The organism is Paraburkholderia sp. AV2 (assembly GCF_054968425.1).
This window is the reverse complement of sequence record NZ_JBANLK010000018.1, coordinates 31,439-49,439: the sequence shown is the minus strand read 5'-3', so window position 1 is coordinate 49,439 and position 18,001 is coordinate 31,439. Positions and strand designations below refer to the sequence as shown.

The following is an 18,001-nucleotide window of genomic DNA, read 5'->3' as shown; positions in this document are numbered from 1 at the left end:
ACCTTGGCTTGTCGCCCCCCCGCCCCCCCCCCCCCCCCGGGGTGGGGGGCGGGCCGGCGCGGCGCCCCCTCCGCGCGCCCCCCACGAAGGGGATGCGCCTCCGCGCGAGCTAACGCTCGCAGACTGGTCTCACCACGCAGCACGATTGTTTTGCCGGACCCGCATGCCACGCAGGCCCGTTCCCGCTCTTCCATATCGACACGGTACGGGGAATGCGGCTGCGATTCCGTGCGCAATCCCACCAACGGTTTGTGATCGCCGATGCCTTGCGAGGCACGCCGTGCGAATCAACGCGGTCCGCCGCGAGCGGGCCTCATGCATTACCGCTGTGTCCGGTTGAACAAGAAGCTGGTCTCGAAGCCGATCGCGCGCAGCGGCAGGCGTCCTTCGGACATGAGCAGAACGCTGGCGAACTCGTCGGGGCGGCTAGCGAAGAGCTCGTGCTGCGAGGCGCCCGGCCCTGCTCCAGCCAGCGCCGCGTCCGAGGTCAGGCGCGCGCCGTTGGCCACAAGCCCGAGCGCGCAAAGCGCGAGCACGGGCGCGGAATACGCGAGCCACTTCACGATGCGAGACTCGCTCCAGCTCACGAGTGCGAACAGCACTGCCGGATAGAGCATGCGCTCGCCCGGATTCACCACATCCGCCATCACCGCCGGCATCGCGACGAACAGGGCGAGCAGCACGGCGACAGCCAGCGTCACATCGGCCACCTGTGCCCGCACCCCCGGCCGCGCAAGCGCACGCCAGAGCGCAAGGCAGAGCAGACAGAGGAGCCCCGCCGCCACAGCGAAATTGACTGCGCAGCCCGCGTAGTGGCCCACTGCCTCGATAGGGCTGCTCGCACCATCCGCATAGAGGAAGTCGTGATACGGCCCGAGCTTCGCGACCGTATAAAGCTTGTAGCCCGCCGCATGCAGCAGCCCTGCCTGCTGCAATGGCTCGGGCACCGTGGACGCGGGCTTGCGCGCGACATACCACGCGAACAGCCCGAGAGACACGAGGGCAGGCAGATATGGCGTGAACACGCGGCGCCTGAGGGCATCGATCGTCATCGTCAGGAGAATCGCCGCCCAGATCGCTGCGTGCGTGAAGAATGCTCCGAGCGTGAACACCAGCACCCACAGGGGCTTCGCTCGCGTCTTCGGATCCAGCAAGAGCCATGCGGAAAGCAGCAGAATGCCGATCTGATAGTTGATGTAGCCGTTCCAGAAGGGCGTATTGAAATAGACGCACACGAGGAGCACGAAGAAATAGCCGATCTGCTGCGCCGGCGACGTCTTCTCCGCAATCCGCCACGCAAGCGTGATCGCCGCGATCACGTAGAGACTCGCGACGACGCGTGCGGCCAGAAGCGGCGACACCACGAAATTCAGCAGGCAGAGGAGTGCCTGCGCCGCGCTGTTGGGCACCGGGAACGTGGCGAACACGAACTGGCTGGTCAAATGTCCCCGCAGCAGTTGCTCGGCGACGAAGCCCTGATAGACCCATTCGTTGTAGTCCTGCAGCGGCACGTAAGGCGGCGCGTTCACCGCCAGCAACAGAACGAATAGCGCGGGCAGCGCCACAAGGACTTTCGTACTGCGCACGGAGATAGCCGTATTCATCTCGATAGAGCCCGTTGCGTTTCGATCGCGCCCAGGCACGGCCTGGTGGAGCGTCGCATGAAGGGATGCGGAAACTGCGTAGTTTGGGGAGCGTTACCGGCTCGGTCTGTGGGATGCCGCACGGACCTCCGCCCGCGCGCCGCACGCATGCAACGCGCTCCGTCTGTGGTCTTGCCAACGGTCGGCGCCGCGCCGCCCTGCCAGGATTAGGGAGATTCGAAACGGCATCTCCATCCATGAGCGCATCCAAGCTGCAATCGTGGGGACGCTATCCCTATGCGCCCCAGTCGGGAGAACCGATCGCCTGGCGCGACGCTATCGGCGCGCGGCTTACCCGTGCCTGCGCGCATCCGGGCACCACCCTCGCGTTCGGCAACGGCCGCAGCTACGGCGACAGCTGCCTCGCGGACACCGGCCACGTGCTGCCGATGCGCGGCCTCGCACGCTTCATCGGCGCGGACTGGCGGAGCGGCGTCGTGCGCGCCGAGGCGGGCATGACGCTTGGCGAATTGCTCGCCGTCGCCCTGCCGCGCGGCTGGATGCTGCCGGTCACGCCCGGCACGCAGTTCGCGACGCTCGGCGGCGCCGTGGCGAACGACGTGCACGGCAAAAACCATCACGTACGCGGCACATTCGGGCGTCACGTGCGCCGCTTTTCGCTACTGCGCTCGGACCGCCCGGCCGCGGAATGCTCGCCCGGCGAGGAAGCCGCGCTCTTTCGCGCGACGATCGGCGGCCTTGGCCTCACCGGCGTACTCGAATGGGTGGAAATTCAGCTCATGCCGGTGCGTTCCAGTCATATTGCCGTCTCGCGCATGCGCTACGCCAACCTCGAGGAATTCCTCGCTCTTTCGCGCGGCCATGAAACGTCGCACGAATACGGCGTGGCGTGGGTGGACTGCCTCGCGCGCGGCAAGGCGCTTGGGCGCGGCATCTACACGAGCGGCGACCACGCGAGCGACGGCGACCTTTCGCTGCCCGCGAAGCCCACCCGCAGCGTGCCGTTCGTGCTCCCGCTCTCGCCCGTGAACCGCGCGACGGTGCAGGCGTTCAATGCGCTCTATTACCGACGCCAGAAGCGCGGCATCGAACTCGCGCGCATGGACCCCGCCAGCTTCTTCTATCCGCTCGACAACATCCGCAACTGGAATCGCATCTACGGGCGGCGCGGCTTCCAGCAGCACCAGTGCGTGATACCCGAGGCAAGTGCCCACGACGCGCTGCGCGCAATCCTTCACACGATCTCGACGAGCGGCGGCGGTTCGTTTCTCGCCGTGCTCAAACGCTGCGGCTCGCTAGCCTCGCCCGGCCTGATTTCGTTTCCCATGGCCGGTGTCTCGCTCGCGCTCGATTTCCCGCAGGACGAACGGCGCAATACGGATCTCTTCGCGCGGCTGGACGCGATCGTGGCCGAAGCGGGCGGGCGCCAGTACCCCGCGAAAGACGCACACATGAGCGGCGAGCATTTCCGCGCTGCCTACCCCGCCTGGCAAGAACTCGAGCGGCATCGCGATCCCGCGTTGATGTCGCGCTTCTGGAAAAGGACTACGCAATCGTGAAGAACATTCTGATCATTGGCGGCTCTTCCGCCATCGCCGCCGCATGCGCGCGGCGATGGGCCGCGGGCGGGGCACGCCTGTTCCTCGCGGGCCGCCACGGGCTGCGGCTCGACGCCGTCGCGCAAGACCTTCGCGTGCGTGGCGCGCGAGACGTCGAGACGCACGTGCTCGACCTGAACGACCCCGCACAGCACGCGGCCATGCTCGATGCCTGCCGCGCGACCCTCGGTTCCATCGACATCGTGCTGATCGCCCACGGCACGCTGGCCGACCAGTCGCTTTGCGAGCGCGACGTGGATGCAGCGCTGCTCGAATTTTCGACCAACGCCCTCTCGACGATCGCGCTCCTCACCCGCCTCGCCAATGTGTTCGAGACGCAGCGCGCGGGCACCATCGCGGTGATCTCGTCGGTGGCGGGCGAACGCGGGCGCGCATCGAACTACGTCTATGGCGCCGCGAAGGCCGCCGTCACGACCTTCTGCGAAGGCTTGCGTGCGCGACTGTTCAAGTCGAACGTGCGCGTTCTCACGATCAAACCCGGCTTCGTCGATACGCCGATGACGGCGGGCCTCGCCCTGCCCGGTCCGCTTCTGGCCACGCCCGAGCGCGTAGGCGCGGACATCGTGCGGGCCGTCTCGCTAGGCAAGGACACGCTCTATACGCCGTGGTTCTGGAGCGCGATCATGCTGGTGATCCGCTCGCTGCCGCGCTCCGTATTCAAGCGCGTGTCGCTGTGAGCATGGTCGCCGCGAGCCGCGCCTCGCTCGCCACGTGGTACGCAATTTTCGCGCTGCTCTCGATGGCGGCGAACCTCGGCAGCCAGAAAATCGTCTGGCGTCTCTACGAAGGGCCGTTTGCGATAGCGCTCGCGGTGTGCATCGGCACGGGCACGGGGCTCATCGTCAAATATGCGCTCGACAAGGCGTGGATCTTCCGCTACGAGCACCGCAGCGTCACGCACGGCATCCAGACCTTCTCGCGCTACGTCGCCATGGGGCTCGCGACCACGGCGATCTTCTGGGCCATGGAGTTCGGCAGCGACGCGCTCTTTCACTCGGAAACGGCGCGCCTCGCCGGCGGAGCACTCGGCCTCGTGCTCGGCTACTTCGCGAAGTACCAGCTCGACAAACGCTTCGTGTTCGCCTGAGCGGGCGGCGTGCGCTGGCGAACAGAACCGCGCGCGGCCGTTCCCTACGATCAGCCTGTGAATCCAGCATGGCGCGCAGCAGCGCCGCCGAAGAGCTCGACGAGGCATAGATATGTCAAATCCGACGATCCCGCTGTGCGTGGACCTGGACGGCACGCTCGCACAGACCGACTTCTTGTTGGAGAGCTTCTTGGTGCTGCTCAAGCAGCGACCGCTTTCGATATTCCTTTGCCTCTTCTGGCTGCTGCGCGGCAAGGCCTATCTGAAAGACCAGATTGCGCTACGCGTCACGCTCGACGTTGGCGTGCTGCCCTATAACCGGCAACTGGTCGACTATCTGCGCGAGGCGCGCTCGGCGGGCCGGCCGGTCTATCTGTGCACGGCGTCCAACCAGCGCTTCGCAAGCCAGGTGGCGGCACACTTCGGACTCTTTAGCGGCGTACTCGCAAGCAATGCGTGCATGAACCTGCGCGGCAAGAACAAGGCCGCTGCGCTCGTCGAGCAGTTCGGCGAACACGGCTTCGACTATTGCGGCGACGCGCGCGCGGACGTGCCCGTATGGCGACGCGCACGCCAGGCGATCGTGGTCGGCAACCGGCAGATCGCCAAGGCCGCACGCAAAGTCAACACCGAAATCGTCTTCTTCGAAGACCGGCGCCGCCTGATCCCGCTCGTGCTCAAGGAAATGCGCGTGCATCAGTGGGTCAAGAACGTGCTGATCTTCGTGCCGCTCCTCACCGCGCACCGCTTCGGCGACCTGCATGCGGTGCTCGCCGCCTGCCTCGCATTCGCTTCGTTCAGCCTGAGCGCGTCGTCGGTCTACCTGCTCAACGACATGCTGGATCTGGATGCCGACCGGCGCCACACGCGCAAGCGCAGCCGCCCGTTCGCCTCGGGCAACCTGCCGCTCTCGCTAGGCATCGTGCTGACGATCGCATTGCTCGGGGCAGGTCTCGCACTCGCCTCGCTGCTTCCCTGGAAGTTCGGCGCCGTACTGGTCGCCTACATGGCCGCCACCGTTGCCTATTCGTTCGTCCTCAAGCGGCTCACGCTCATCGATGTCTTTACGCTCGCCTGTCTCTACACCGTGCGCGTGATCGCGGGCGGCGCGTGCAACGATATTCCCCTGTCTTACTGGCTGATTCTCTTCAGCGTGCCGCTCTTCCTGAGTCTCGCAATGCTCAAGCGCTACATCGAGCTCGATGCGATGAACCAGCAAGGCAAGACCGAGGCGGCCGGGCGGGGCTACGTCGCGCAGGATATGTCGATCCTGCGCTCGTTCGGCACCTCGGCGGCCTATCTCGCGGTGCTGGTGTTCGCGCTCTATCTGAATTCGCCCGAGCTGCAGCTGCTGTATCGGCATCCGAAGATGCTGTGGGCCGTATTCGCCCTCACGCTCTACTGGGTAAGCCGCATCTGGATGCTGGCGTTTCGCGGACAGATGCACGACGACCCGATCGTCGCCACGTTCAAGGACCGCACGAGCTGCGCCGTGATCGGACTGTGCGGTGTCTTCATGGTGCTGGCGATCTAGGGAAAGAGGCCACTGCGCTGCCGGAACGCACAGGGTTCCGGCGCCGGGTTCTCCCCCGGCAATCTCCGCCATGAACCTCTGCACAAGCCACAAGCCGCGCGTTCAGCGCCCCTGCGCGACGCCCGCATAGCGGCCGCCGAAAAACACGAGCGGCGCGCGATCGTCGAGCGAAAATGCCAGCACCTCTCCCACGAACAGCGTGTGATCGCCGCAGGCGTGGCGGTCGCTCATCCGCAGGGCGAAGCGGGCTACCGCGCGCTCCAGCAGCATGACGCCGTCAAGGCCATCCGCTTGCGTAAATTGCGGCGCGAGCCGGCCTTGCGGTTCGCCCGCGAAATGACGGCTGTGCGGCTCCTGCTCGTCGGAGAGGACGCTCACGCCGAAGTTGCTGGCACTCATGAGGTGCTCGTGCATACGCGCGCGATGCCCGACCGACACTACGAGGAGCGGCGGCCTGAGCGAGCCCGACATGAAGGCATTTGCCGTCATCGCGTGCAGCGTGTCGCCGCTGCCCGTCGAGATCACCACGACACCCGTGGCGAAACGCCCGAGCGCGTCGCGCAGACGCCGCTCGTCGAAACGCGGCGGCGTGCTGTCCTCACAGGCCGGCCGCAACGTTTGCGCCGCCACGCCCGCTACCACGCCCGCTACCGCGTCCGCGCCTTCGCGCGCGTCCTGAAACGCGTGCGCCTCGCGCGCGGCCGCTGCGCTCGTGGCAATCCCGTATGCGTTCATGGCCCGTCTCCTCGTCGTTGGCTTGCTGCGGGCACGGCATCGCGACCGGCATGCAAACGCCCACACGACGCATGGTAGTACCGCAGCACGCTTGCCGGACCACGGCATCGGCGGCATCTGTACGCCTGCACACACACGCCTCGCGGGTTCACGCGCAATCTGCAACGTCACGGCAAGGTCCGCTTGCCAAAGCGCGTCTGAGTGCGCTGCCGCACCGACGCCGGCAGGCCGCTGTCCGTTAAATACGGTCAATACCGCGCAGCCCATAGCGCAAACGCACACCCATATCGAAGCGCCATTCACCGGAGGGGGTACTTTTCCATGAAAATCGCACTGCGACGCATTCTTTCCGAATCCGCCCGTCTCGATGTGCCGGCCGAAACGCTGGCCGACGACGCAGATCTCTACGCCGCGGGCCTGTCTTCGCTCGCGACCGTGCACCTGATGCTCGCCATCGAAGACGAGTTCGACATCGAGATTCCGGACCGCATGCTCACGCGGCGCCTCTTTTCGAGCATCGACTCGCTTGCTGCCGCGGTCACCGAACTGCAACAGGCGAAGGCGGCCGCATGAACGCCCCGCACACCGATGCGGCCGTCGAACCGGAACGGCACACCCTCGCCGGCGCGGCGGATCATGCGAACGCCCCTGCGGCGAATCCGGCGGACGGTTGGCGCGAAGCCGCGCGCCGCGCGGCCCAGATCGCCGCGCAGCATGCCGACCACGTGGACCGTGAGGCACGCTTTCCCGTAGAAGCATTTGATGCGCTCAAGTCGGAACGCCTGCTTTCGGCGATGGTTCCCGCGCGCTTCGGCGGAATTGGCCTCTCGCTGGCCGAAATCGCGGCCATCTGCGAAACGCTCGCGCACGGCTGCGCCTCGACCGCAATGATCTATGCGATGCACCAGATTCAGGTGGCGTGCATCATGGAGCACGGCGCGCACCTGCCATGGCACCAGAACGTGCTCGCGCAACTCGTCGGGCAGCAATGGCTGCTCGCGTCGGCGACGTCGGAGGAGAACATCGGCGGTAGCATGCGCACGAGCGCCTGCGCCGCCGAAGTGGCCGATGGGCGCTTTCACATCGAGAAGATGGCGCCCACCATCTCCTACGGCGCACACGCCGACGGCATTCTCGTCACTGCACGGCGCACGGCAGAATCGCCCGCCTCCGACCAGGTGCTGATCGTTTCCCTGCACGCCGATCTCGAACTCGAAAAGCGCGGCAAGTGGGACTCGATGGGGATGCGCGGCACCTGCAGCGAAGGCTTTCGCCTCGTGGCGCAGGGCGGCGCTGAGCAGATCCTCCCCACGCCCTTCGCCGAGATCGCCGACCAAACCATGCTGCCCGTCTCGCACACGCTATGGGCTGCGGTGTGGACCGGCGTCGCCGCCGACGCCGTCAACCGCGCACAAGCATTCTTCCGCGCCCAGGCGCGCGCGAAGCCCGGCTCCGTGCCGCCCGCCGGGATGCGTCTCGCGCAGGCCGTAGGACTCCTGCAGATGATGCAGGCACGCCTCGCGGTCGCGCTCGATGCCGCGCGCACGGCGAAAGAAGGCCGCCTCGCCAGCAACGACGCCGACGCCCCGCTTGCGGCGCAGCTCCACTACGCCTCGGACATGAACACGCTGAAGACGAGCATTTCCGCCACGGCGCTCGACGTCGTGCAGGAAGTGTTGATGATCTGCGGCATGGCCGGCTACAAGAACGGCACCGAATACAGCGTGGGCCGCCATTTGCGCGATCTGTACTCGGCGCCGCTCATGATCAACAACGACCGCATTGCCCAAAACACCGCAAGCCTGCTGCTCGCACAGCGGCCAGCCACCCCGGGGAGAGTCTGAGATGAACACGATGACCGAAACCGCCGCGCTGCAAGCCGCAGCCAATGCCGAGCCGCAAGCGGCGCCATCCTTGCGCGACGAGCTGATCGCGAGCGGCCTCCTCATCGACACCGGCGAAGATGGCCTCTATGGCCGCAGCCAGGTGTTCGAGGATGTGGTCGACCGCCTGAACGTGGCGATCACGCATCTGGGCGCCGATCAGCACCCCGAAGTGATGCGCTTTCCGCCCGCCATGCGCCGTGCCGACTTCGAGGACAGCGAGTACCTGAAGAACTTCCCCCAACTCGCCGGCACGATTCATTCCTTCTGCGGCAACGACGCGGGGCATATGCGCCTGCTGCGCTGTCTCGACGACGCCATGCAACGCAGCGACGACGACCGTGATCCCGAATGGATGGAACAGCAAAAGCCCACGCGTGTCGTGCTGACGCCCGCGGCCTGCTATCCGCTCTATCCGGTCGTGGCGCGGCGCGGCGCGCTGCCCGCCAACGGCAGCACCGTAGACGTGCTTTCGTACTGCTTCCGCCATGAGCCTTCGCTCGATCCCGCACGCATGCAGATGTTCCGCCAGCGCGAGTACGTGCGCCTCGGGCATCCGGATCAGGTGCAGGCATTCCGCCAGATGTGGATCGACCGCGGCTCGCTGCTGGTCTCGCTGCTCAAGCTGCCGGTAGAGGTCGATCTCGCCAACGACCCGTTCTTCGGGCGCGGCGGCAAGATCGTCGCGGACAGCCAGCGTACCCAGGCGCTCAAGTTCGAGTTGCTGATCCCGGTGGCGAACCCGGACAGCAAGACGGCATGCCTCTCGTTCAACTATCACATGGATCATTTCGGGGCGATCTGGAAAATCGCATGCGAAGACGGCTCGACCGCGCACACGGGCTGCGTCGGCTTCGGCATGGAACGCATCACGCTTGCGCTCTTCCGGCATCACGGTCTCAACACGAACGCCTGGCCCGACGAAGTGCGGGCATTGCTGTGGGGCGACACGAAGGCGCACATCGAGCACGGCCTCGCGGAGTTGAGCGCATGAACGCGCCCTCCCCGACCGCCGCCACGCTCGCAACCGAAAGCACCGTGCGGCCCGGCATGCGCAAACACGTCTCGCACGCGCTGCACCAGGGCGAGCGCGTGTGGGTGGAGACCAACTGCTACATCGACTTGTGGATCGAGTTGCTGCACGGCATGGGTTTCGATCCGCGCGCGGCGCTCGCCTTCACGGTGGCGCAGGACTTCGAAGGCGACCAGTTCACGTTTTTCAAGTTCCCGCTCGAAGACATCGAGCGCCTGTACGGCACGCAGGTAACCGAGCTCGCGATCTACGATTCGCTCGAAGACCGCGTGCTCGCACAGACACGTCGCGGCCACACGGTGCTTGTGGAGGTGGACGGCTTCTATCTGCCCAACACGCGCGCCACCTCGTACCGGCGCGAGCATCCGAAGACGACCGTGGGCATCGATTTCATCGACCCGGCGGCGAAACGCCTTGGCTACTTCCACAATACGGCCTATCACAGCCTCGACGGAGAAGACTACGACGGCGTGTTCCGCAAGCTGCCGCAGTTTGCCGGGCAGGCGGACCTGCTGTTTCCCTATGTGGAGTTTGCCAAGCAGGTGCGGGCACCGCTCGAAGGCGCGGCGCTCGCCCAGGCCTCCGCGGAGCGGCTGCGCGAACACCTCGCGCGGCGCCCGCGGCGCAATCCGGTAACGGAGTGGCGCACGGTCTTTCCGGCACAGCTCGATATGCTCCTTGAGCGCGGCGAGGGGTATTTCCACCCCTATTCGTTCAACCTGATGAGGCAGCTCGGCGCAAATTTCGAACTCCTCTCCAGGTATCTGCAGTGGCTGAACGCAAACGGCGTGGCAATTCCGGAAGCCATTTCGGCATCGGCGCAAAAGGTGGCATCCGACGCCATGGTGATGCAGTTCAGGCTGGTCCGCGCGATGGCGCGCAAGCGTCGGGACACCTGTGACGATTGCCTCGACGTGCTGGAAGCGGGCTACGCAAGCACGCTCGAACCGCTCGCCGCGCTGATGGCGTGATAGGGTGCCGCGAGATCGAGCCGCCCAGGGGGGTGACACGTGCGTGAATTGCCGACCGACATGAACGAGCGGGCCGCCGGCGCGCCGCAAGCCCCGCATGGCGCCGATGACGACAACCTCTGGCCGGTCCCGCTCAGCGCAGGCTGGCGATGCGTCTCGACGCCTGCCGGGGCATGCGCTTCGCCAGCCGGGCTGGAGGCCGCCACGCGCGCCGAAGACTGGCTCGACGCCGAAGTGCCGGGCACGATCGCCTCGGCGCTGCGCGCGGCGCGCAGGCTCGACGCCGGACAGGCTGAAACGCTCGCGTCGCACGACCACTGGTATCGCCTCGCGCTGACAGGTCACGGCGTGCGCCGCCTGCGCCTGCACGGTCTCGCTTCGATCGCGGAAGTGTGGCTGGACGAACGCCTGCTGCTCAGTTCGGATTCGATGTTCGTCGCGCACGACGTCGAGCTCGAACTGCGCGGCGCGGCCACGCTCGCGCTCTGCTTCCGTTCGCTCGAACCCGCGCTCGCCGCGAGGCGCGGGCGCCCGCGCTGGCGTCCGCGCCTCGTCACGCCCGCCTCGTTGCGCAACGTCCGCGCGACGCTGCTCGGGCACATGCCCGGTTGGTGCCCCTCCCTGCGAGCAGCCGGGCCGTGGCGGCCCATCGAACTGCTCTCGGACGCGCGCGAGGCATTGCACGACGTCGACCTGGGAACGTCGATGGAAGGCGACGACGGCATCGTGGCCCTCACCGTGCGCTTCGTGCACGACCATGACAGCACGGTCCCGGCCACGCTCCATTGCTCGGACGCGCAAACCGCGCTGGAATGGCGCGACGCGCGTACGCTATGCGGCACGCTGCGCGTGGCGCACCCCGAACGCTGGTGGCCGCATACGCACGGCGCGCCCACGCGCCATGCCGTCACGTTGCGCCTCGCGGGCCGCGCGATCGCACTCGGCGAAGTGGGCTTTCGCACCATCGAGGTGGAGCGCGGGGGCGATAGCGCGGGCTTCGCCCTGCGCATCAACGGCGTGCCGGTATTCTGCCGCGGCGCATGCTGGACCAGCGCCGACCTTGCGACGCTCACGGGCACCGCCGCGCAACTCGAACACACGTTCGCGCTCGCCCGTCACGCGGGTATGAACATGATCCGCGTGGGCGGTACGATGGTCTACGAGTCGGACGCGTTCTATCGGCTGGCCGACGCCTCGGGCATCCTCGTCTGGCAGGACTTCGCGTTTGCCAACTTCGATTACCCCACCGACCCGGCCTTCGGCGCCGCCGTCGAGACCGAAGCGCGGCAATTTCTTGCACGCACGCGCCGCTACGCCGCGCTCGCCGTGCTGTGCGGCGGCAGCGAGGCCGACCAGCAAGGTGCGATGTTCGGCTTGCCGCCCGAGATGCGCGAACAAGCGCTCTTCACGCAACTTTTGCCGGCCATCGTCACGCGCGAGCGTCCCGACGTATCCTACGTGAGCAATTCGCCTTCGGGAGGCACCTGGCCGTTCTCGACGCGCACGGGCGTCACGCACTACTATGGCGTGAGCGCGTATCAGCGCCCGCTCGACGACGTGCGCCGCTCCGCGGTTCGCTTCGCTTCGGAGTGCCTCGCATTCGCGAATGTACCCGATGACGCCACGCTGCACGACGCGCTCGGCACGATCCACACGCACGACCCGCGCTGGAAGGCGGCGGTGCCGCGCGATCCCGGTGCCGGCTGGGATTTCGACGACGTGCGCGATCACTACGTGCGAACGCTCTTCGGCGTCGAGCCCTCGCAGGTGCGCTACGAAGATCCGCAGCGCTATCTGGATCTCGCGCGCGCGGTCGTGGCTGAACTCATGACCGACGTGTTCGCAGAATGGCGCCGGGCCGGCTCGTCGTGTGGCGGCGGGCTCGTCTGGCAGTTGCAGGACCTGCGCGCGGGTGCCGGCTGGGGCGTCATCGACGCATGCGGCAGGCCCAAGAGCGCGTGGCATGGGCTCGCGCAGGCGCTTCAGCCGGTGCAGATCGTCATCACCGATGAGGGCTTGAACGGCCTCGACATGCACCTGATCAACGAGCGCGACAAGGCGCTGGTGTTGCAGCTCGAACTCGTTTGTCTGCACCATGGCGCGGTGACGGTCGCGCAGGCTTCGCGCGCGGTCGAGCTCGCACCGCGCAGCACGCAACGCGTGTGTGCGGCGGACCTGCTAGGTCGCTTTTTCGATTTTACGCATGCGTATCGCTTCGGGCCGCGCGCGCACGACGTAACGATTGCGACGCTGCGCGATCCGGCGAGCGGCGCGGTCGTCTCCGAGGCATTCCACCTTCCCGACCGGCGCGCACTCGAACGGCACGAGAGCGGTATCGTCGCCACGCCGCGGCGCTCTGAGCGGGGTTGGCAACTCGTGATCGAGGCGCGCCGCTTCGCGCGCAGCGTCCATGTCGCCGACGCGCATTACCGCGCGCAGCGCGACTGGTTCCATCTGCCGCCGAACCGGCCGGTCGCGGTCGATCTGATACCGCTCGACGCCAGCGCAAGCGGCACCACACCCGACGGCGAGGTCCGCGCGATCAATGCGATTGCGCCGGTGTTCTATCGCTGCACAGGCGCATCGTCCGCATAGCCGGTCAGCGGACAATCGCGCCTCGCGCCGCAACGCAGGCCGACGCCACGGTGCTGCCGCTCAACTGCGCGCAGGCGAACCGATGCAAGCCCCGGTACCCGGAAGCGCCCCCGCAACGGAGCCTGCGGCAGGTTCAGCGGCGAAGGCGTGCCCCTCGGCACTCGCGCATTCGCTCACCTGCCCTGAGCACACCCATGCCTCAAAATCGGCCAGTACGGCGTCACGCGCCTCGCGCGTAAAAAGCGCGTGGTCGAGGCCAGGCAGCGTCCCGACATGCACGTTCGTCAGGGGACGCAGCGCGGCGAACGAAGCGCCCAGATGAATACGCGCCTCTTCAAGGCCAAGATCGAACTCACCGTAGACGAGCCGCAGTTGCACGTGCTTCGCGTCGATGCCACGCAGGAGCGCTCGCGCCGCGTTGGCTGCCACGGGCCACCCCGTCTTGCGCTCGATCGCATGCGTGAGCACGGACTGCGCATGGCGCAGGCTGCGCTTCGCCAGCAAGACCGCAATACGCAGCGGATTATTCTTGCTCTGGCCGCGCAGCACACGCTTCCACCGCTCGAGGCTCAACGCAACGCTCAGATAGGTCTTCGACGAAACGGTGCTCTGCTCGCCCTGCGCGCGTGCGGCGGTGTCCCACGTAAACTTTTGCAGATTCACGCCGTATGCCGCAACCACGTTCGGATGCAGCGCGCACAGATACAGACTCACGAACGCACCGCCACACACGCCGAAGGCAGCCACGCGCGCATGACCGCGCCGCACGAGCCAATCGGCGCCGGTCGCGGCGTCATCGCGCCTCTCCATCGAATAGAGCATGTCGAGTGTCACTTCGGGCGCTGCCGGCAAGGCGTCGCCCAGTCCGCCGACGTCCATGCGCAGCGACGCCACACCGCGCTCGGCGAGCCGCCGCGCGAGCAGCACGGCGAATCGCCCGTCTCCGATACGATGCGCCGACCCTGTGTTGAGGAGCAGCACGGCTGGCGCGCCGGCCCGTGGTACATCGGGCTCGCAATAGATGCCGAAGCAGTGGCCAAAGCGTACCGGCTGTTCGGTTGCGCGATGACGCTCGAGGCGCAGCGCGGGCCGACCTTCGACCGGCGCCGGGCAAGCGCGCGGGCCGAACGCCACCGCCCCTTCCGTAGCGGCCGAGGCTTGCGCAACCAGCCACGCGCTCACACGCGCAAATGCCTCGACGGGTTCCTCGCTGTAGAGCGTCTCGCGCAGAAAACGGTCGGACTCCTCAAAGCCGCCGAGCTCGACCTGCGCCCCATGACTCGTGTAATGCGCGGCAAGCGATGCGGCGAGAGTCGCGCCGCTTGAATCGAGCAGCAGCACCCGCGGCGCGGGCGCCTGTGTGTCGCGCATCAGATCGACGGCGGAAAGCGCGGCGATATCCTCGCCGTGCAGGCCAAAGCCGAAGGCTTCCACATAGTCCGGCGTCTCGCCGGCAGACGCCGCGCCGGGGTCCGCCGACGTGCTCATCCAGCTCCGCCGGTGCGCGTGCAGTTCGCGGATATGGCGCCGTCCCGTGACGGTTGGCGCAAGCAGCACAAGCGCGTCCACACCGGGCGCATTCACCGTTCCAAGGCGCTGCGCCGTGAGTGCGGCAAGCGTGGCGCCAAGGCGCAGGCCCACTAGCGCCACATGCGTCACGCCGGTCCACATCCGCAGATGCCGTACGGCGGACTCCACGCTCGCGAGCCATGCCTGAACGCGGCCCGGGTCGTCTTCCATGCCGGTGGCGTCGCCCGTGCCCGGGTAGTCGAACCGCAACACGGGCAACCCGGCCGCCGCGATCCGCTCGGCCAGCTTGCGCCATCCGCGGTACGTGCACAGCGCGTCGTAGCCGAACGGATTGCACAACACGACACCCATGCTGCCGCCTGCCGGATGCAACCAGCCAAACGCGCCGTCGAACACGACAGGATCCATGGAATGCCTCCTTATTCAAGGGTCTGCTCTCTCCGTGTAAGGCAAATATAAAATTCAGCGGCCCCGCGGCTCCGTGCGCCTACGCACAAACGCGCGCGCCTGCCTCGGCCAGAATGGGTGGGACGTGCACCGGACCCTTCCATGACCGCCAAGCCCAGTCTGAAACGCAGCGCCACGCTGAACTTTGCCGGCAGCATCCTGCCGATGTTCGTCGCGCTCGTCACGACACCCATCTATCTCGAACATATCGGCGCGGCACGCTACGGCGTGCTTGCCATCGTCTGGATGGTGCAGGGGTATTTCGGCTTTCTCGATCTGGGGCTGTCCTCGGCTACGTCCAACCGCATCGCGCAACTCGCGGATGCACCCCACCACGAGCGCGAAGCGGTACTGTGGACGGCGGCAATCCTGAATGCCTTGCTGGGGCTCGTGGGCGGTCTCGTGCTCTATGCACTCATGCACACGCTGCTCGCTTACTTCGACATAGGCGGGGGGTTGCGCGCCGAACTGGTGCCGGCACTGCCCTGGGTGGCCTGTCTTGTGCCGCTTTCGAATCTGATCTTCGTGTTCAACGGCGCGCTCACCGGGCGCGAGCGCTTCGGCACGGTCAACGCGGTGCAGCTCCCGGTCACGCTGGGGTATCAGCTCATTCCGCTAGGCGCGGCGCTCGTCTTCGGACCGAGCCTGCGCTATCTCGTGTACGGTACGCTCGTGGCCGGCGTCGCCTCGCTGACGCTCCATGTGTTCGCGGCCTGGCAGGTCTTTCCACTGAAACTTGCCAGCGGCCCGCGTCGCGAACTGGTTCCCAAACTCTTTTCCTATGGCGCGTGGATCAGCGTCACGAGCCTCGCCCAGCCGCTGCTGGAAACCGCCGACCGGCTCATGATCGGCCACGCGCTCGGGCCGCAGGCCGTTACCTATTATCAGGTGCCGTTCAATCTCGGCGCGCGCATGCGGCTCTTTCCGGCAGTCATCGCGCGCACGCTGTTTCCACGACTCTCTGCGCTCGACGCCGCGAACGCCGCAGCGCTCTCCTCAAGCGCGATCCGCGGCCTTGCCGCCATGCTCACGCCCATGACGGTTTTCGGCATGTTCCTCATGCATCCGTTTCTCGCGCTGTGGGTCGGGAAGTCGTTTGCCGCTCAGGCAATGTCGGTCGGCGAGACGATCCTCGTCGGCATCTGGATCAACGCGCTCGCCCTGATCGCGACCTGTCACCTGCAGGCAACCGGCCGGCCCGACGTCGTCGCACGTTTTCAGGTCTACGAAGTGTTGCCATTCTTCGCCATGCTGTGGTGGGCCCTGCACACCTTCGGGGTGTTCGGAGCGGCGCTCGCATGGAGCGCGCGCGCCGTGCTCGACGCCGTGCTGCTCTTTCGCGCGGCAAGGTTCGACTGGACCCCGGTGCGGATGCTGACCCCTCCCGCGCTGCTCGTCCTCGCCGCCTATGGGGCGACGCTCGTCTTCGCCCCGCTCAGTTGGCCGCACATCACGCTCTGGATTGGCCTGACCGGTGTCGCGCTGGTCTGGACCGCGCGCACGGAGCCCACCGTCTGCGCCCGCGCGCTCGACCGCATCGCATCGCTGCGCTACGCGGTGCTACGGTGGGCACATGGCCAGAAGCCCGCTGCGGAGCCAGCCGATGAGGCGGGCTGATTCCTGCACGGGCCTCTCCGGCAGCGCCGCAAATGCGGTTGCGCTGGCACTCGCGCTGCTGCTCTCGTGCACGGCATGGCCCGCAGCGACGCCCACGCCCGCGGAGCCGCGCGTCCCTACGATAAGCGCCGCCGCATTCCTCGATTCGCTCGCCGTGAACACCCACATCAACTACCGGGACGGTGCCTACGCGAACGTGCGCAACGTGGCCGACGACCTCGCGTGGCTGGGCGTGCATCACATCCGCGAAGGCACGCCCGACGGCTCGGCGCCGTTCGAGAGCTATGTGTATCTCGCGCAGCATGGCGTGCGCTTCGACTATGTCATCCGGCCCAACGTGGCCGAATCGCTGCAGCAACTGGATGCGTTCAACGCGGCCGCGCCGGGCAGCGTTGCCGCCGTGGAAGGCTTCAACGAAATCGACAACTTCCCGGTCCAATACGACGGACTCAAGGGCGATGCAGCCGGGCTCGGCGCGCAGCGGACGATCTACCGTCACGTCAAGGGCGACCCCGCGCTCGCGGGCGTCGCGGTCTACGACCTCACCGGCTACGACATCAAGCCGGTCGCCACCCGCGCAGAGGCCGCCGATCATGCGAATGCCCACATGTATCCTCAGAACGGCGAGCAGCCAGGCTACAACGCCAATGGCGACCACTGGTTGGCATGGGCCACCGACGGCCGGAAAAAATTCGGACTCCCCATTGTTATCACCGAGTTCGGCTATTTCTCGATACCTCAGGCAGGCTGGTACATGCTGGGAGTGGACGAGCCGACCCAGGCCAAAGGCGTGCTCAACGGCTACTTCGATGCCGCCGCGGCGGGCGTGGTACGCACCTACGTCTATGAGCTGCTCGACGAAAAACCCGATCCGCAAAGCAAGAACGGCGAGATGCACTTCGGTCTTTTTCGCAACGACAATAGTCCGAAGCCGGTTGCGACGGCGATTCACAACCTCACTTCGATCCTGAGCGCGCCGCTCGCGCGCGCGCGCGACTCGTCGACTCGCGGCATGCCCGCCGTAACGCTCGCGGGACTACCGGTATCGGGCAACAGCCTGCTGTTGCAGAAGGCGGACGGCCGCGTCGTGCTGGCGCTGTGGAACGAAGTGCCGATCTGGAACCGCGCCACCGGCACGCCCGTCTCCCATCCTCCTGCGAGGGTGGAAGTCGACTTCGGCGAAACAGCGAGCGAGATTGCGCTCTACGATCCGACCGTGTCAAGCGAGCCGCTCGCGCGCCGTAGCAATACGCGCCGGTTCGTCGTCGACGTGCCCGACCATCCCGTGCTGATCGAAGTGACGTCCGCCGCAGCGGAGCACAGCTGAACGCTCGCAAAGACCCGAC

General features: G+C 66.8%; 14 protein-coding genes. 11 read left to right on the top strand and 3 right to left on the bottom strand.

Going from position 1 to position 18,001, the window contains the following annotated elements; all coding sequences use genetic code 11:
* Positions 1-320: 320 nt before the first annotated feature.
* The gene (locus V8683_RS14865) at positions 321-1,586 is read right to left on the bottom strand and encodes a hypothetical protein (protein WP_462880655.1); all 1,266 of its coding nucleotides are present in this window, start codon (positions 1,584-1,586) and stop codon (positions 321-323) included.
* 254 nt (positions 1,587-1,840) lie between these two features.
* Here V8683_RS14865 and V8683_RS14860 point away from each other — a divergent pair, with 254 nt between their 5' ends.
* The 4 genes from V8683_RS14860 to V8683_RS14845 all read left to right on the top strand — a co-directional run bounded on the left by V8683_RS14860 (position 1,841) and on the right by V8683_RS14845 (position 5,844).
* The gene (locus tag V8683_RS14860; RefSeq protein ID WP_411186813.1) at positions 1,841-3,163 is read left to right on the top strand and encodes an FAD-binding protein; all 1,323 of its coding nucleotides are present in this window, start codon (positions 1,841-1,843) and stop codon (positions 3,161-3,163) included.
* Positions 3,160-3,900 (top strand): SDR family oxidoreductase, encoded by a 741-nt coding sequence (locus V8683_RS14855; RefSeq protein ID WP_411186815.1) that lies wholly within the window; start codon positions 3,160-3,162, stop codon positions 3,898-3,900. The genes V8683_RS14860 and V8683_RS14855 overlap by 4 nt, the downstream gene beginning before the upstream one ends.
* A 2-nt stretch (positions 3,901-3,902) precedes the next feature.
* A complete protein-coding gene (locus tag V8683_RS14850) occupies positions 3,903-4,310 on the top strand; it encodes a GtrA family protein (protein ID WP_411190432.1) in 408 nt (135 codons plus the stop codon).
* Between the two features lie 112 nt (positions 4,311-4,422).
* The gene (locus V8683_RS14845; RefSeq protein WP_411186817.1) at positions 4,423-5,844 is read left to right on the top strand and encodes a UbiA family prenyltransferase; all 1,422 of its coding nucleotides are present in this window, start codon (positions 4,423-4,425) and stop codon (positions 5,842-5,844) included.
* A gap of 102 nt (positions 5,845-5,946) precedes the next feature.
* Here the strand turns inward: V8683_RS14845 and V8683_RS14840 are convergent, their stop codons facing one another.
* A complete protein-coding gene (locus tag V8683_RS14840) occupies positions 5,947-6,474 on the bottom strand; it encodes a flavin reductase family protein (protein WP_411190433.1) in 528 nt (175 codons plus the stop codon).
* A gap of 426 nt (positions 6,475-6,900) precedes the next feature.
* Here V8683_RS14840 and V8683_RS14835 point away from each other — a divergent pair, with 426 nt between their 5' ends.
* The 5 genes from V8683_RS14835 to V8683_RS14815 are packed head-to-tail and all read left to right on the top strand — an operon-like array spanning position 6,901 to position 13,061.
* Positions 6,901-7,152, top strand: a complete 252-nt coding sequence (locus V8683_RS14835) for an acyl carrier protein (RefSeq protein ID WP_411186819.1) — start codon at positions 6,901-6,903, stop codon at positions 7,150-7,152.
* On the top strand, positions 7,149-8,423 hold the full coding sequence (locus tag V8683_RS14830) for an acyl-CoA dehydrogenase family protein (protein ID WP_411186821.1): 1,275 nt from the start codon (positions 7,149-7,151) through the stop codon (positions 8,421-8,423). Before V8683_RS14835 ends, V8683_RS14830 begins: the two co-directional genes overlap by 4 nt.
* A gap of 1 nt (position 8,424) precedes the next feature.
* Positions 8,425-9,456: an amino acid--[acyl-carrier-protein] ligase gene (locus V8683_RS14825; RefSeq protein ID WP_411186823.1), complete on the top strand. Its 1,032-nt coding sequence runs from the start codon at positions 8,425-8,427 to the stop codon at positions 9,454-9,456.
* Complete coding sequence (locus V8683_RS14820; RefSeq protein WP_411186825.1) at positions 9,453-10,466, top strand: DUF1839 family protein; 1,014 nt, start codon at positions 9,453-9,455, stop codon at positions 10,464-10,466. Before V8683_RS14825 ends, V8683_RS14820 begins: the two co-directional genes overlap by 4 nt.
* A 60-nt stretch (positions 10,467-10,526) precedes the next feature.
* Complete coding sequence (locus V8683_RS14815) at positions 10,527-13,061, top strand: glycosyl hydrolase 2 galactose-binding domain-containing protein (protein WP_411186827.1); 2,535 nt, start codon at positions 10,527-10,529, stop codon at positions 13,059-13,061.
* 60 nt (positions 13,062-13,121) lie between these two features.
* On the opposite strand, the gene V8683_RS14810 is transcribed toward V8683_RS14815, so the two are convergent.
* Positions 13,122-14,999, bottom strand: coding sequence for an alpha/beta hydrolase family protein (locus tag V8683_RS14810; RefSeq protein WP_411186829.1), 1,878 nt, complete (start codon positions 14,997-14,999; stop codon positions 13,122-13,124).
* 141 nt (positions 15,000-15,140) lie between these two features.
* On the opposite strand from V8683_RS14810, the gene V8683_RS14805 reads away from it, so the two are divergent.
* Both V8683_RS14805 and V8683_RS14800 read left to right on the top strand, forming a co-directional pair.
* The gene (locus V8683_RS14805) at positions 15,141-16,655 is read left to right on the top strand and encodes a flippase (RefSeq protein WP_411186831.1); all 1,515 of its coding nucleotides are present in this window, start codon (positions 15,141-15,143) and stop codon (positions 16,653-16,655) included.
* On the top strand, positions 16,642-17,982 hold the full coding sequence (locus V8683_RS14800; protein WP_411186833.1) for a glycoside hydrolase 5 family protein: 1,341 nt from the start codon (positions 16,642-16,644) through the stop codon (positions 17,980-17,982). The genes V8683_RS14805 and V8683_RS14800 overlap by 14 nt, the downstream gene beginning before the upstream one ends.
* Positions 17,983-18,001: the final 19 nt, after the last annotated feature.